This is a genomic window from Kluyvera sp. Awk 3, from assembly GCF_028069715.1.
Classification (GTDB): domain Bacteria; phylum Pseudomonadota; class Gammaproteobacteria; order Enterobacterales; family Enterobacteriaceae; genus Kluyvera; species Kluyvera georgiana_A.
In genome coordinates this window covers 1-14334 of record NZ_JANEWH010000118.1, presented here as the reverse complement: position 1 = coordinate 14334, position 14334 = coordinate 1, and the positions used below count along the sequence as shown (strand labels likewise).

17 protein-coding genes and 1 other RNA gene are annotated in these 14334 nt (G+C 53.8%); 8 read left to right on the top strand and 10 right to left on the bottom strand.

Annotated features, from left to right (window positions below):
• Window positions 1-55: 55 nt before the first annotated feature.
• The 7 genes from NNN71_RS19465 to ffh form a co-directional block, all read right to left on the bottom strand.
• Window positions 56-1426, bottom strand: coding sequence for a PepSY-associated TM helix domain-containing protein (locus NNN71_RS19465; protein ID WP_271459135.1), 1371 nt, complete (start codon window positions 1424-1426; stop codon window positions 56-58).
• A gap of 56 nt (window positions 1427-1482) precedes the next feature.
• Window positions 1483-1884 carry a DUF2946 domain-containing protein gene (locus tag NNN71_RS19460; RefSeq protein WP_271459134.1) on the bottom strand — a complete coding sequence of 134 codons (402 nt, stop codon included), beginning with the start codon at window positions 1882-1884 and terminating at the stop codon, window positions 1483-1485.
• A 132-nt stretch (window positions 1885-2016) separates the two neighbouring features.
• Entirely contained in the window at window positions 2017-2364 is a 348-nt protein-coding gene (gene rplS, locus NNN71_RS19455; protein ID WP_006687325.1) for a 50S ribosomal protein L19, read from the bottom strand.
• Window positions 2365-2405: 41 nt separating this feature from the next.
• The gene (gene trmD, locus NNN71_RS19450; RefSeq protein WP_064543366.1) at window positions 2406-3173 is read right to left on the bottom strand and encodes a tRNA (guanosine(37)-N1)-methyltransferase TrmD; all 768 of its coding nucleotides are present in this window, start codon (window positions 3171-3173) and stop codon (window positions 2406-2408) included.
• A 30-nt stretch (window positions 3174-3203) separates the two neighbouring features.
• The gene (rimM, locus tag NNN71_RS19445) at window positions 3204-3752 is read right to left on the bottom strand and encodes a ribosome maturation factor RimM (RefSeq protein WP_035894946.1); all 549 of its coding nucleotides are present in this window, start codon (window positions 3750-3752) and stop codon (window positions 3204-3206) included.
• A gap of 18 nt (window positions 3753-3770) precedes the next feature.
• Complete coding sequence (gene rpsP / locus NNN71_RS19440; RefSeq protein WP_064543364.1) at window positions 3771-4019, bottom strand: 30S ribosomal protein S16; 249 nt, start codon at window positions 4017-4019, stop codon at window positions 3771-3773.
• A gap of 109 nt (window positions 4020-4128) precedes the next feature.
• Window positions 4129-5493: a signal recognition particle protein gene (gene ffh, locus NNN71_RS19435; protein WP_064543362.1), complete on the bottom strand. Its 1365-nt coding sequence runs from the start codon at window positions 5491-5493 to the stop codon at window positions 4129-4131.
• 224 nt (window positions 5494-5717) lie between these two features.
• Here ffh and NNN71_RS19430 point away from each other — a divergent pair, with 224 nt between their 5' ends.
• Both NNN71_RS19430 and NNN71_RS19425 read left to right on the top strand, forming a co-directional pair.
• Window positions 5718-6509, top strand: coding sequence for a cytochrome C assembly family protein (locus NNN71_RS19430; protein ID WP_163448355.1), 792 nt, complete (start codon window positions 5718-5720; stop codon window positions 6507-6509).
• Window positions 6510-6525: 16 nt separating this feature from the next.
• A complete protein-coding gene (locus NNN71_RS19425; RefSeq protein WP_163448353.1) occupies window positions 6526-7812 on the top strand; it encodes an HlyC/CorC family transporter in 1287 nt (428 codons plus the stop codon).
• A 42-nt stretch (window positions 7813-7854) separates the two neighbouring features.
• Here NNN71_RS19425 and grpE read toward each other — a convergent pair whose 3' ends face one another.
• Window positions 7855-8448 (bottom strand): nucleotide exchange factor GrpE, encoded by a 594-nt coding sequence (gene grpE, locus NNN71_RS19420; RefSeq protein WP_167575206.1) that lies wholly within the window; start codon window positions 8446-8448, stop codon window positions 7855-7857.
• 121 nt (window positions 8449-8569) lie between these two features.
• On the opposite strand from grpE, the gene nadK reads away from it, so the two are divergent.
• The 3 genes from nadK (at window position 8570) to bamE (ending at window position 11682) form a co-directional block, all read left to right on the top strand.
• A complete protein-coding gene (nadK, locus tag NNN71_RS19415; protein ID WP_064543386.1) occupies window positions 8570-9448 on the top strand; it encodes an NAD(+) kinase in 879 nt (292 codons plus the stop codon).
• Between the two features lie 85 nt (window positions 9449-9533).
• Complete coding sequence (gene recN / locus NNN71_RS19410) at window positions 9534-11195, top strand: DNA repair protein RecN (protein WP_271459133.1); 1662 nt, start codon at window positions 9534-9536, stop codon at window positions 11193-11195.
• A gap of 148 nt (window positions 11196-11343) precedes the next feature.
• Window positions 11344-11682 carry an outer membrane protein assembly factor BamE gene (gene bamE, locus NNN71_RS19405; protein ID WP_064543353.1) on the top strand — a complete coding sequence of 113 codons (339 nt, stop codon included), beginning with the start codon at window positions 11344-11346 and terminating at the stop codon, window positions 11680-11682.
• A 65-nt stretch (window positions 11683-11747) separates the two neighbouring features.
• On the opposite strand, the gene NNN71_RS19400 is transcribed toward bamE, so the two are convergent.
• Both NNN71_RS19400 and NNN71_RS19395 read right to left on the bottom strand, forming a co-directional pair.
• Window positions 11748-12044 (bottom strand): RnfH family protein, encoded by a 297-nt coding sequence (locus NNN71_RS19400; protein WP_163448347.1) that lies wholly within the window; start codon window positions 12042-12044, stop codon window positions 11748-11750.
• A complete protein-coding gene (locus tag NNN71_RS19395; RefSeq protein WP_064543350.1) occupies window positions 12034-12471 on the bottom strand; it encodes a type II toxin-antitoxin system RatA family toxin in 438 nt (145 codons plus the stop codon). The genes NNN71_RS19400 and NNN71_RS19395 overlap by 11 nt, the downstream gene beginning before the upstream one ends.
• A 151-nt stretch (window positions 12472-12622) precedes the next feature.
• Here NNN71_RS19395 and smpB point away from each other — a divergent pair, with 151 nt between their 5' ends.
• The 3 genes from smpB to NNN71_RS19380 form a co-directional block, all read left to right on the top strand.
• On the top strand, window positions 12623-13105 hold the full coding sequence (gene smpB / locus NNN71_RS19390; protein ID WP_064543348.1) for an SsrA-binding protein SmpB: 483 nt from the start codon (window positions 12623-12625) through the stop codon (window positions 13103-13105).
• Between the two features lie 184 nt (window positions 13106-13289).
• Window positions 13290-13652, top strand: a transfer-messenger RNA (tmRNA) gene (gene ssrA, locus NNN71_RS19385).
• Window positions 13653-13872: 220 nt separating this feature from the next.
• A partial coding sequence (locus NNN71_RS19380; protein ID WP_271459132.1) for a TdeIII family type II restriction endonuclease occupies window positions 13873-14334 on the top strand: 462 nt, incomplete at its 3' end.

Below are 14334 nucleotides of genomic sequence, written 5' to 3'. Positions count from 1 at the left end.
ATTAAGAGGTATAAAAAAGGGCGAACGCCAATGCGTTCACCCTGAGTTAAGCGCGCTATTCAGCTACGCGCGATAATCCCTGTGCGACCCTGCTGCGCCAGCGCCCCCAGTCAATGGCAACAAACAGCAGCAAACTTGCCCCCATCACCGGCAACGCCAGACCAAGTGCCACGGTGACGACGAGTGTTACAGTACGCGCAGGCAGCGCCAATGCCAGCCAGCTTTGCGTCAGCGTTTGCAGCGGGCTGATCGGTATCTGGGCAGGACGTTTAATCCACCAGAGCCGATAGCCCATCACAATCGCCACGCACAGCGCCAGCCCAAAGGCGATCAACAAAAGCTGGTTTGGTAAACCGAACAGGATCCCCATATGGAAATCAACCCCCCAGCGCGTGAGCTTTGCCATCAGCGGGAAATCAGCAAACTGCGTATAGTCGATAATCGCCAGAGAGTGCGGATCAACCGCAACGGCATCGACCTGCGTAGGCCAGCGTCGGTCGATCTCAGTTACCGTCCACGCGCGATCGGCGCTACGCGGCGGGCGGATCTCCAGATGGGTTGCATCGATGCCGCCGCGCTGAGCAACGTTAATGACGGCATCGATCCGATCCCAGGCGATCGGCGAGGCATGCGGCGTCATCTCGTCAGCATGGCCGCGATGCTCCGCATGAGGATCCATCGCCATCATCTCACCGCCGTGCAGTTGGGTATTGACCTGCGGTGTCAGCCAATCAAAAGCAGCGCGCAGCTTATCAACATTCCCTCCGGCCCACTGCGACCAGGTTAAGCCGGTGGCGGAGAACAGCAGCATCCCCGCCAGTAGACACCAGCCAAGGGTGACATGAACGCGGCGCGTATTCTGCAGACGATTTTTAATACGCCGCTTAGGGCGGGTAAAGGCCCAAAGAACGATTCCCCCCAACGCCGCCACCCACATCCACGAGGCGGCCAGCTCGCTGTACAAACGCCCCATATCCCCCAGCAGCAGCGAGCGATGCGCATAATCAATCCACTGACGCAGCGGTAAAATACCGCTGGTGCCATAGACCGTCATATCGCCTTTCACCGCCAACGTTACCGGATCAACAAAGATGGCGCGATTTTCCGAGGCCTGAAGCGCCGGATCGGCAAACATCACGCGTGTGGTTTCACCCGCTTCCAACGCAGGTCGAACGGCGCTCAGACGCAACGGCGTATTCAATGCGCGTTCCGCAGCCGAAATCTGCACGGCTATTGGCTGCCGCTCTCCGCCAACGGTGCCGTGTAGCGCATCGCGATACAGCAGGTTCTCTAGCTGCGGCGTGGCGACATACAGTGTGCCCGTCAGGGCCGCGACGAAAATAAATGGCCCAACAAACAGACCGATAAAAAAATGCAGGCGGCGCAGCAGGTGCACCCAGGCCGCCCGCGAGGTGCAGGTTGTCATACTCTTCCTTCATACATGCGAAAAGAGGTGTGACGCTAAGGCGTCATTTATCATTTTTAAGCAGGTAAAGCAGACAAACGCGGCGGCGCGCGGGTATCGGGGAAGAGCCAGGGGAAATAGCGCCAGTGGGTCACCAGAGGCGGGAAAGCGGTAATCGTCACGCGCAGCAACAGCGCGCACAGCAGTACGCACAGCGCCAGCATCATGCCGGGAACATGGGCCAACAGCACGCAGTAGCCACAGGCCTCACCGTGGTCGATGGGCATGCTGTCCGGCATCGCATGATGAGTGGGCATCGGCATGGTCATGTCATGGTGCATACCAGGCATCGCGCTCATCGGCGATTGCTGTAGCGATACAGAGACCAGCGGAGCAAAGATAATCAGCGCCATAGCTAACAGCGCAAGCCTGGCGGCCCACTGTTTCAGTGCTGTGATGTTGGATGCTCTGCCGCTCACACTACCCTCCAATGAATGAGGACATTGTAAATGATTTAACAACCAAATGTTAACGCATGGTGCGTTTGAGGATAAAAAAAGGGCCAGCCTTTCGGCCAGCCCTTTTCTAACAGGATGTCGCTTGCGCGAATCTTAGTTAAGACGCTCTTTGATACGAGCAGACTTACCAGTGCGCTCACGCAGGTAGTACAGTTTAGCTTTACGTACAGCACCACGACGTTTAACAGCAATGCTGTCAACTACCGGAGAGTGAGTCTGGAAGACACGCTCAACGCCTTCGCCGTTGGAAATTTTACGAACAGTGAATGCAGAGTGCAGACCGCGGCTACGAATAGCGATAACCACGCCCTCAAATGCCTGCAGACGTTTTTTGGAACCTTCAACAACCCATACTTTCACTTCCACGGTATCACCCGGACGGAAGGAAGGTACGTCCTGCTTCATCTGTTCTTGTTCAAGTTGCTTAATAATGTTGCTCATAATTTAATCTCTTATCCTGGGTAAACTGATATTTGGGGGTCTCAGACCAGCCCATCATGTTTATGTTGCTGTTGCGCGTGTTCCTGTTTGAACTCCGCCAGCAACCTTGCTTGCTCTTCAGTCAGAGCCAGGTTTTCCAGAAGTTCAGGTCTTCTAAGCCAGGAGCGGCCCAGCGACTGCTTCAAACGCCAGCGACGTATCTCGGCATGGTTTCCCGACAGCAGAACCGGCGGTACTTCCATTCCTTCCAACACTTCAGGGCGGGTATAGTGCGGACAGTCCAGCAACCCGTCAGCAAACGAATCTTCGATTGCTGATGCTTCATGACCCAGTACACCCGGAATAAACCGGGAAACGGAGTCGATCAGCGTCATTGCCGGTAACTCTCCACCGCTGAGAACGTAATCGCCGATAGACCATTCTTCGTCAATCTCGGTCTGAATCACGCGCTCATCGATACCTTCGTAGCGACCACATACCAGAATCAGCTTTTGGTTCGTGGCCAGTTCGCTGACGCCCGCTTGATCAAGCTTGCGTCCCTGAGGTGACAGATAAATCACCTTTGCGCCTTCACCTGCCGCGGCTTTTGCTGCATGAATGGCGTCCCGTAAAGGTTGTACCATCATTAACATCCCCGGTCCGCCGCCGTAAGGACGATCGTCCACGGTACGGTGCCGGTCATGCGTGAAGTCACGAGGACTCCAGCTCTGGATGCTCAGCAGGCCATTTTTTACTGCCCGGCCAGTTACCCCGTAATCGGTAATTGCGCGGAACATTTCAGGAAACAGGCTAATTATGCCAATCCACATAGCGCCGTCTTTTACCGTTTATCCGGTGGTTTAAAAACCAGGATCCCAATCTACTTCGATAGTACGAGTAGCGAGATCGACTTTCTTGATAACCTGCCCATCGAGGAACGGAACCAACCGCTCCTTGATGCCAAATGCATCTTTCAGGTTTGCCTTAATGACGAGAACGTCATTCGACCCGGTTTCCATCATATCGATGACTTTACCGAGACCGTAGCCTTCCGTGGTCACTACCTGGCAGCCCATCAGGTCTTTCCAGTAATAGCTTCCATCTTCCAGCGCCGGCAGCTGCGAGGAATCCACGATAATTTCGCAGTTCGTCAGCAGATTCGCGGCATCGCGATCGTCAACGCCTTTCAGCTTAATAACGATATCCTGATTGTGGTAGCGCCAGCTTTCCAGCTCAACGGTCTGCCACTGACCCGCCTTCTGGATTAACCAGGGCTGATAGTCAAAAATGCTTTCGGCGTCTTCGGTGGAGGAAAACACTCTGAGCCAACCACGGATACCGTAGGAAGAACCCATTTTCCCCAATACGATCGGATCAACAGGTGCTTGTGCGGTGTGTTGCTTGCTCATCATGACCACCGTGACAGATTAAGCTGCTTTTTTAGCTTCTTTGATCAGCGCAGATACGCGATCAGAGATAGTTGCGCCCTGGCCAACCCAGTGTGCGATACGGTCCAGATCCAGACGGGTGCCTTCTTCCGCGCCAGAAGCGATCGGGTTGAAGAAACCAACGCGCTCGATGAAGCGACCGTTACGTGCGTTACGGCTGTCAGTAACAACAACCTGGTAGAACGGACGCTTTTTAGCGCCGTGACGTGCTAAACGAATAGTTACCATAACATCCTCTTGTGTGAATAGAACAACCGGGCCCCATCGAGGGAAGGGGCCCGGTGTCATATTAAAAGCCCGAAAATTTTACTCATTTTTGGGCAAAATGCAATCCGTATTATCTGCCGGGGAATCCTGGGGGCATCATACCCTTCATTCCGCGCATCATTTTCATCATGCCGCCTTTCGACTTCATCTTTTTCATCATGCGCTGCATGTCGTCGAACTGCTTGAGCAGACGGTTCACGTCCTGCACCTGCAGGCCGCAGCCCTGGGCGATACGACGCTTACGGGAACCTTTGATGATTTCCGGCTTCGCGCGCTCTTTCAGCGTCATCGAGTTGATGATCGCTTCCATACGCACCAGCACTTTGTCATCCATCTGGGATTTGACGTTGTCTGGAATCTGGCCCATGCCCGGCAGTTTGCCCATCAGGCTCGCCATGCCGCCCATGTTTTTCATCTGCTTGAGCTGTTCCAGGAAGTCGTTCAGGTCGAAACCATCGCCCTTCTTCAGCTTGGTCGCCAGCTTCTCAGCCTGCGCGCGGTCAACCTTACTCTCAATATCTTCGATCAGCGACAGCACGTCGCCCATGCCGAGGATACGGGAAGCGATACGGTCCGGGTGGAACGGCTCCAGCGCTTCGGTTTTCTCGCCGACACCGAGGAATTTAATCGGTTTGCCGGTAATGTGACGAATAGAGAGTGCCGCACCGCCGCGCGCATCGCCGTCGACCTTGGTCAGCACTACGCCGGTCAGCGGCAGCGCTTCGTTAAAGGCCTTGGCGGTGTTTGCCGCATCCTGACCGGTCATCGCGTCGACAACAAACAGGGTTTCAACCGGCTTAATGGCCGCGTGAACCTGCTTGATTTCGTCCATCATCGCTTCGTCAACGTGCAGACGACCGGCGGTATCCACCAACAGCACGTCGTAGAATTTCAGCTTCGCTTCTTTCAGCGCCGCGTTAACGATATCGATAGGCTTCTGGCCAACGTCAGACGGGAAGAAGTCCACGCCAACCTGTTCAGCCAGGGTTTCCAGCTGTTTGATCGCCGCCGGGCGATAAACGTCGGCAGAAACCACCAAGACTTTCTTCTTGTGCTTCTCGCGCAGGAATTTACCCAGCTTACCGACGCTGGTGGTTTTACCCGCACCCTGCAGGCCCGCCATCAGCACGACTGCCGGCGGCTGCGCGGCGAGGTTCAGCGTCTGGTTCTCTTCGCCCATCGCCGAAACCAGTTCGCTACGCACGATTTTGACGAATTCCTGACCCGGGGTCAGGCTTTTGTTAACTTCATGACCAACCGCTTTTTCTTTTACGCGATTGATAAAATCACGCACTACCGGCAGCGCAACGTCAGCCTCCAGCAGCGCCATGCGCACTTCGCGCAGCGTCTCTTTTACGTTGTCTTCAGTAAGGCGTCCACGGCCACTGATATTGCGCAGCGTGCGCGACAAACGATCGGTTAAATTATCAAACATTGTCTCTCGCCTGGGGTGGAAACGGTGAGTCGCTTACGCGACAAAAAAACGGAAATTTGCGGGAGTATAACACGACACCGGGCGAGTTGTGAGGCCGTGGTTGGCGCTGATATCGCGTAACGTGACGCCATCCCCCTCACACCACCTGTGCGCCTTGATACAACTCGAGGGATTTTGCGTATATACTGCTTCTCTTTCTTCACTTTGACGACTGCCGACTCTTTATGCCTGTGTTTGCCCTGCTCGCGCTTGTTGCCTACTCCATCAGCCTGGCGCTGATCATCCCCGGACTGCTGCAAAAAAACAGCGGCTGGCGGCGTATGGCGATTCTTTCCGCCACCGTGGCGCTGGTGTGCCATGCATTTGCGCTGGAAGCCCGTATCCTGCCGGGCGGTGACAGCGGGCAGAATCTCAGCCTGTTAAACGTTGGCTCGCTGGTGAGCCTGATGATCTGTACGGTGATGACCATCGTGGCTTCGCGTAACCGCGGCTGGCTGCTGTTGCCCATCGTCTATGCCTTCGCGCTGATCAATCTCGCCTTCGCCACCTTCATGCCCAATGAGTTTATTACCCATCTGGAAGCGACGCCGGGGATGATGGTGCATATCGGCCTGTCGCTGTTCTCCTACGCAACGCTGATTATTGCCGCTCTGTATGCGCTACAGCTGGCATGGATTGACTATCAGCTCAAGAATAAGAAGCTGGCGTTCAATCACGAAATGCCGCCGCTGATGGTCATTGAGCGCAAAATGTTTCACATCACCCAGGTTGGCGTCGTTCTGCTCACGCTGACCCTCTGTACCGGCCTGTTTTACATGCATAACCTCTTTAGCATGGAAAATATCGACAAGGCTGTCCTTTCCATCATCGCCTGGTTCGTCTATATCGTGTTGTTATGGGGTCACTATCACGAAGGGTGGCGCGGTCGCCGGGTGGTTTGGTTTAACGTGGCGGGCGCTGGCATTCTGACGCTCGCCTACTTTGGTAGCCGCGTGATTCAACAATTCGTGGGCTAAGTACTAAGGAATTCTCTTGGAACATATCTCTACCACCACGCTGATCGTGACGCTGATCATCATGGTGGTCATCTCCGCCTATTTCTCCGGTTCTGAAACCGGCATGATGACGCTCAATCGCTATCGACTACGTCATCTGGCGAAGCAGGGCGACAAATCCGCGCGGCGAGTTGAAAAGCTGCTGAAAAAGCCTGACCGTCTCATCAGCCTGGTGTTGATTGGCAACAACCTGGTCAACATCCTGGCTTCCGCGCTCGGTACCATTGTCGGCATGCGCCTGTATGGCGATCTGGGCGTCGCCATCGCTACCGGCGTGCTGACCTTTGTGGTACTGGTGTTCGCTGAAGTGCTGCCCAAAACCATCGCCGCGCTCTACCCGGAAAAGGTCGCCTATCCCAGCAGCTTCCTGCTCGCGCCGCTGCAAGTTCTGATGATGCCGCTGGTCTGGCTGCTTAACCTCATCACCCGCATCCTGATGCGCATGATGGGCATTAAAACCGACATCACTATCAGCAGCGCGCTCAGCAAAGATGAGCTGCGCACCATCGTGAATGAATCCCGCTCGCAGATTTCACGCCGCAATCAGGACATGCTGCTGTCGGTGCTGGATCTGGAAAAAGTTAGCGTCGATGACATTATGGTGCCGCGCAACGAAATCGTCGGCATCAACATCAACGACGACTGGAAGTCTATCGTCCGCCAACTTACCCACTCGCCGCATGGTCGCATCGTGCTGTACCGCGATAGTCTCGACGATGCCATCAGTATGCTGCGCGTGCGCGAAGCCTATCGTCTGATGACCGAGAAAAAAGAGTTTACCAAAGAGGTGATGCTGCGCGCCGCCGATGAGATTTACTTCGTGCCAGAGGGAACGCCGCTCAGCACCCAGTTGGTGAAATTCCAGCGCAATAAGAAGAAAGTGGGACTGGTGGTTGACGAATATGGCGATATTCAGGGTCTGGTGACGGTGGAAGACATTCTGGAAGAGATCGTCGGCGACTTCACCACCTCTATGTCACCATCGCTTGCCGAAGAAGTTAACCCGCAAAATGATGGCTCTGTCATTATCGACGGCGGCGCCAACGTGCGCGAACTGAATAAAGCCTTCAACTGGCACCTGCCGGAAGACGAAGCGCGCACCATGAACGGGATGATTGTTGAAGCACTGGAAGAGATTCCGGCTGCAGGCACGCGCGTTCGCATTGCCCAGTATGATATCGATATTCTCGAGGTGCAGGATAACGTGATTAAGCAGGTGCAGGTGAACCCGGTGAAACCGCTGCGGGAAAGCGTGAAGGATTAAAGATATCCCCTCTCCCCGGCAGGGGAGAGGGGAACGCGAAGATTATGCCTTCGCTTTCGCAACAGACACCATCGCCGCGCGAATAGTACGACCGTTCAGGGTGTAACCCTTCTGCATCACCATCAGCACGTTGCCAGCGGCCACTTCGTCAGACTCCACCATCGCAATCGCCTGGTGAACGTTCGGATCCATCGGCACGTCGATATCGGCGACAACCTGCACGCCAAATTTCGCGACCACGTCCAGCATCGACTTACGCGTCAGTTCAATACCTTCGATCATCGCCGCCATCGCGTCGCCGTCTTTGTTGGCCACTTCCAGCGCACGGTCCAGGCTGTCCAGCACCGGCAGCAGTTCGTTGACGAATTTTTCCAGCGCAAACTTGTGCGCCTTCTCAACGTCAATTTCAGTGCGACGACGCAGGTTTTCCATCTCGGCCTTTACACGCAGTACGCTTTCGCGCTCGCGAGTTTCGGCTTCCGCCAACTGCGATTCAAGGTTCGCAATTTTTTCGTCGCGCGGATCCACCTGCTCAGCAGAAGCGTCTGGTTCAACCGCCTCAACTTCTTCGTGCTGATCCATGATAATTTCTTCCGGGGATTGCCCCTCAGGCGTTTTCTGTTCTTTACTACTCATGAATTTCTCCGCGTTTTTTCGCAATCATCTCGCTAACTTGGCTTATTATGGGGATAAGATTTCGGGTTTCAAGGGAAGCTCTCACATTGTCACCAATCTTCGGCACAAGGACATTCAGAAAATGAACAATCATTTCAAGTGTATCGGTATTGTAGGACACCCTCGTCACCCGACGGCCCTGACGACACATGAAATGCTCTATCGCTGGCTGTGCACCAAAGGCCTCGATGTCATTGTTGAGCGCCAGATAGCCCAGGAGCTGAAGCTCGATAATGTGAAAACCGGCACGCTGGCCGAAATTGGTCAAAAAGCGGATCTCGCGGTGGTGGTTGGCGGCGACGGCAATATGCTCGGCGCGGCGCGTACTCTCGCACGCTACGACATCAGCGTCATTGGCATTAACCGCGGCAACCTCGGCTTCCTGACCGACCTTGACCCCGACAACGCCCATCAGCAGCTTGCCGACGTGCTGGACGGCAATTACATTGCTGAAAAGCGCTTCTTACTGGAGGCTCAGGTATGCCAGCAGAACTGCCAGAAGCGGATCAGCACCGCCATCAACGAAGTCGTGCTGCACCCGGGCAAAGTGGCGCACATGATTGAGTTTGAAGTGTATATCGACGAGACCTTCGCCTTCTCCCAGCGTTCCGATGGCCTGATTATCTCCACCCCAACCGGCTCCACCGCCTACTCACTTTCCGCCGGGGGGCCGATTCTCACCCCATCATTAGATGCGATTACTCTGGTGCCAATGTTCCCGCATACGCTCTCCGCGCGCCCGCTGGTGATTAACAGCAACAGCACCATCCGCCTGCGTTTTTCGCACCGCCGCAGCGACCTGGAAATCAGCTGTGATAGCCAGATTGCCCTGCCCATCCAGGAAGGCGAAGACGTATTGATCCGCCGCAGCGACTATCACCTGAATCTCATTCACCCCAAAGACTACAGCTATTTCAATACATTAAGCACAAAACTTGGCTGGTCAAAAAAATTGTTCTAATTTTATCGCCGCCTCTTTACTGGATAAAAAACCAGTCTATACTGTATGAAAACACAGTTATGGGTTTTCATACAGGAAAGCGGCTATGTTGGCACAACTGACCATCAGCAATTTTGCAATCGTTCGTGAACTTGAAATCGACTTCAACAGCGGCATGACGGCCATCACCGGTGAAACCGGTGCGGGTAAATCTATTGCAATTGATGCCCTCGGGCTGTGCCTGGGCGGTCGAGCGGAAGCCGACATGGTCCGCGTTGGCGCCACTCGCGCCGACCTCTGCGCGCGCTTTGCGCTGAAGGACACGCCTGCGGCCCTGCGCTGGCTCGAGGAAAATCAGCTGGAGGATGGCCGCGAGTGCCTGCTGCGCCGCGTCATCAGCAGCGATGGTCGTTCTCGTGGCTTTATTAACGGCACGGCCGTACCGCTTTCCCAACTGCGAGAGCTGGGCCAGTTGCTTATTCAGATCCACGGCCAGCACGCACACCAGCAGTTAGTTAAATCCGAACACCAGAAAACGCTACTTGATGCCTACGCAGGCGAATCGACTCTCACGCATCAAATGGCGGAAAATTACCGTCTCTGGCACCAAAGCTGCCGCGATCTGGCGGCTCACCAGCAGCAAAGCCAGGAACGCGCCGCGCGAGCCGAGCTGCTGCAATACCAGCTGAAAGAGCTGATCGAGTTCAATCCGCAGCCCGGTGAATATGAACAAATCGATGAAGAGTACAAGCGCCTTGCAAATAGCGGCCAGTTACTCTCCACGAGCCAGCACGCGCTGGCTATCCTGGCCGACGGCGACGACGTAAACCTGCAAAGCCAGCTCTACACAGCCCGTCAGTTGGCCGGTGAACTGGTGAGCATGGACGGCAAACTCTCCGGCGTGCTGGATATGCTGGAAGAAGCGGCCATTCAGCTCAGCGAGGCCAGCGACGAGCTGCGCCATTATTGCGATCGCATGGATCTCGATCCAAACCGTCTGTTCGAGCTGGAACAGCGTCTGTCAAAACAGATTTCCCTGGCGCGGAAGCATCAAATCTCGCCGGAAGCGCTGCCTGAATACTACCAGTCGCTGTTGGACGAACAGCAGTTGCTCGACGACCAGAGCGACTCACTCGAAACGCTCAAACTGGCGGTTTCTCGTTATCACCAACAGGCACTGGACACTGCGCGCCAGCTGCATGCGCAGCGTCAAGCCAGCGCACAGGAGCTGGCGCACCTGATTACCGACAGCATGCATATGCTCTCGATGCCGCACGGCCTGTTTGATATTGACGTCAGCTTTGAAGAACAGCATCTGACCGCCGAAGGCGCAGATCGTATTGAGTTTCGCGTCACTACTAACCCGGGGCAGCCGTTACAGGCGATTGCCAAGGTTGCCTCAGGCGGTGAACTGTCGCGTATCGCGCTGGCCATTCAGGTGATTACCGCACGCAAGATGGAAACGCCTGCGCTGATTTTCGATGAAGTGGACGTCGGGATTAGCGGCCCAACGGCGGCAGTCGTCGGTAAGCTGCTGCGCCAACTGGGTGAATCGACCCAGGTGATGTGTGTGACCCACCTACCGCAAGTTGCAGGCTGTGGGCACCACCACTTCTACGTCAGCAAAGAGACCGACGGCGCAATGACCGAAACCCATATGCAACCCCTGGACAAACGCGCTCGCCTGCAAGAGCTGGCGCGGCTGCTGGGGGGCAGTGAAGTCACCCGTAATACGCTGGCGAATGCGAAAGAGTTGCTGGCCGCATAAACTTTTTTGATTTCTTAGAGTCTGAGTTCACAATAAAAACGCCGTAAGACCTGATATCAAAGGTTTCCAACTTACCTCAGGTCTATTATCATCGGCACATGACATATGAGCCGCGTACTGCTCGGGCCCGAAAAGGAATCAAATCACTATGCGCTGTAAAACGCTGACTGCTGCCGCAGCGGTTCTTCTGATGATGACTGCAGGCTGTTCCACTCTGGAGCGAGTGGTTTACCGTCCTGATATTAGTCAGGGGAACTACCTGGCACCTAACGATGTAGCGAAAATTCGTCCAGGCATGACCCAACAACAGGTCGCCTACACCTTAGGTACCCCGATGATGACCGATCCGTTCGGCACCAACACCTGGTTCTATGTTTTCCGCCAGCAGCCTGGGCATGAAAAAGCAACCCAACAAACGCTGACGTTAACCTTCAACAGCAGCGGTGTGCTGACCAACATCGATAACAAACCAGCGCTGACCAAATAAGTCAGCGGTGACAAAAAAAGCGCTCATTGAGCGCTTTTTTATTGTCTGTAAATCACAGTAAGGCGCTATCCCTTTTTCTGCGCCGACTTCTCCGCCCGCTGACGGCGAAGCTCTTTCGGATCGGCAATCAGGGGACGATAAATCTCAACCCGGTCGCCGTCGTGAACTTCATCCTGCAATTTAGCAGGACGGCTATAAATACCGACCTTATTTTTGCTCAGGTCAATATCATCACGCAGCGCCAACAACCCGCTTGCCTGAATCGCCTGCTCGATCGTGGCCCCTTCCTCCAGGGTGACACGCTGCACGTACTGCTTTTGCGGCAGCGCGTAAGCCACTTCCACGGCAATCTTACCCGACACGGTAAACCTCTCTGGCACGCATCGTGAATGCCTGCACCATATTCAGCGCCAGCTCTTTAAAGATACGACCAAACGCCAGTTCAATAAGCTTATTGGTAAACTCAAAATCAAGATGGAATTCAATCTTACAAGCGTCCTGGCTTAACGGCGTAAACTTCCAGCCGCCAATCAGCTTTTTAAACGGCCCATCGACCAGATGCATCAAAATACTCTGGTTATCGGTTAAGGTATTACGCGTGGTAAAGGTCTTACTGATACCCGCTTTTGCGACATCGACCGCCGCCGTCATTTGCGTCGGTCCAGACTCCAGAACGCGGCTGCCCGTACAACCGGGAAGAAAATCCGGGTAGGCATTCACATCATTCACCAGTTGATACATTTGCTCCGCGCTGTAGGGAACCAGCGCAGTACGGCTAATCTGAGGCATAGCAATTTCCATGATCGAACAAGGCGTAAATAGTATCATTTATCTACGGTTAAAAAAAACGGACACAGGCTATATCGTGCTAAGATAACGCATTACGCCTCGCGGGAGCTTGAGGCTAGGTTTATCAGATTAGCGATAATTTCAGGATATTATGACAAAGAAAAAAGCACACAAACCTGGATCGGCCACGATTGCGCTGAATAAACGCGCCCGCCACGAATACTTTATCGAAGAAGAGTTTGAGGCGGGCCTTGCACTCCAGGGCTGGGAAGTGAAATCCCTGCGCGCAGGTAAAGCCAACATCGGCGACAGCTACGTTATCCTGAAAGACGGTGAAGCGTTCCTGTTCGGCGCTAACTTTACCCCGATGGCCGTGGCATCTACGCATTACGTTTGCGATCCTACCCGCACGCGTAAACTGCTGCTCAACCAGCGCGAACTGGATTCTCTGTACGGGCGTATCAACCGCGAAGGTTACACCGTAGTCGCGCTGTCGCTGTATTGGAAAAACGCCTGGTGTAAGGTGAAGATCGGCGTCGCCAAAGGTAAGAAGCAGCACGACAAACGCTCCGACCTGAAAGATCGTGAATGGCAGCTCGATAAAGCGCGTATTATGAAACATGCAGGGCGCTAAGCCAGATACCTGTCCAGCCACAACAAATATCCCCCAACCTATGGGGGATATTTTTTAGTATCAGTCCGTTATCCCTCCTGAACACCGCCAACTGCACGAGAAACGCACAGCCAACAGCTTGTTGAGACACGTTTTTTGCTGGCAACACCTTCCGCATCTCTGTTATACTTGCTGCAACACTATTGGGGCTGATTCTGGATTCGACGGGATTTGCGAAACCCAAGGTGCATGCCGAGGGGCGGTTGGCCTCGTAAAAAGCCGCAAAAAATAGTCGCAAACGACGAAAACTACGCTTTAGCAGCTTAATAACCTGCTCTGAGCCCTCTCTCCCTAGCTTCCGCTCTTAAGACGGGGATCAAAGAGAGGTCAAACCCAAAAGAGATCGCGTGGAAGCCCTGCCTGGGGTTGAAGCGTTAAAACTAATCAGGCTAGTTTGGTAGTGGCGTGTCTGTCCGCAGGTGCCAGGCGAATGTAAAGACTGACTAAGCATGTAGTGCCGAGGATGTAGGAATTTCGGACGCGGGTTCAACTCCCGCCAGCTCCACCAAATAAAACAAGGGGTTACGTGCAAGCGTAGCCCCTTGGTTGTTGGTTGAGTCCATATTGCGTCCACTTAGCCCTTCTTTTTGGTCATTGAGACCATCTCAGATTCTAAGAACGGAACATACTGTTTGCTCTACCAACTGCCGATGGGCTTGGTAGTACTTTGATTCTTCATCTCAAGTATCCCACCAGCCTTTAATTTCGTACCCTACAGGCGGTTCCCTATGGATAGGATTTGCAAGCAAAGAGTGAGACAAGAATTCATCAGTTGCGTCGACAGAACACTACAGCGTCTTCGACGAGAAGCTACTATGATGCCTTTCCACTCTGCTCTCTTAAGTCGAGAAGCAGTGTTTTGGAGTAGATTTGAACGCTCTTTTAGTACAAGCTTTGGACAGTCAGTAATAGAAAGAATTTCTGCGCTAATTGCAACATCAGCAGGAGCAGTAAATGTCCAGACACAGAAAGAGACCTACTTTAGAATAGATCAAAACCAATTATCTGCTATTGAGCACCATATTAGCCAGCTAAGGTTAAGAGGCTCAGGCATTCGACCACATTGGGATTCTGATTTTAATCATGTACTTCAAACTCAAAAGTCATTCAACTTAACAGAAGTACGTGTAATCTCTGATCTATATTTTTCCAGAGATGGGATAAACAACTATTTTTCAATAAAAACAGTC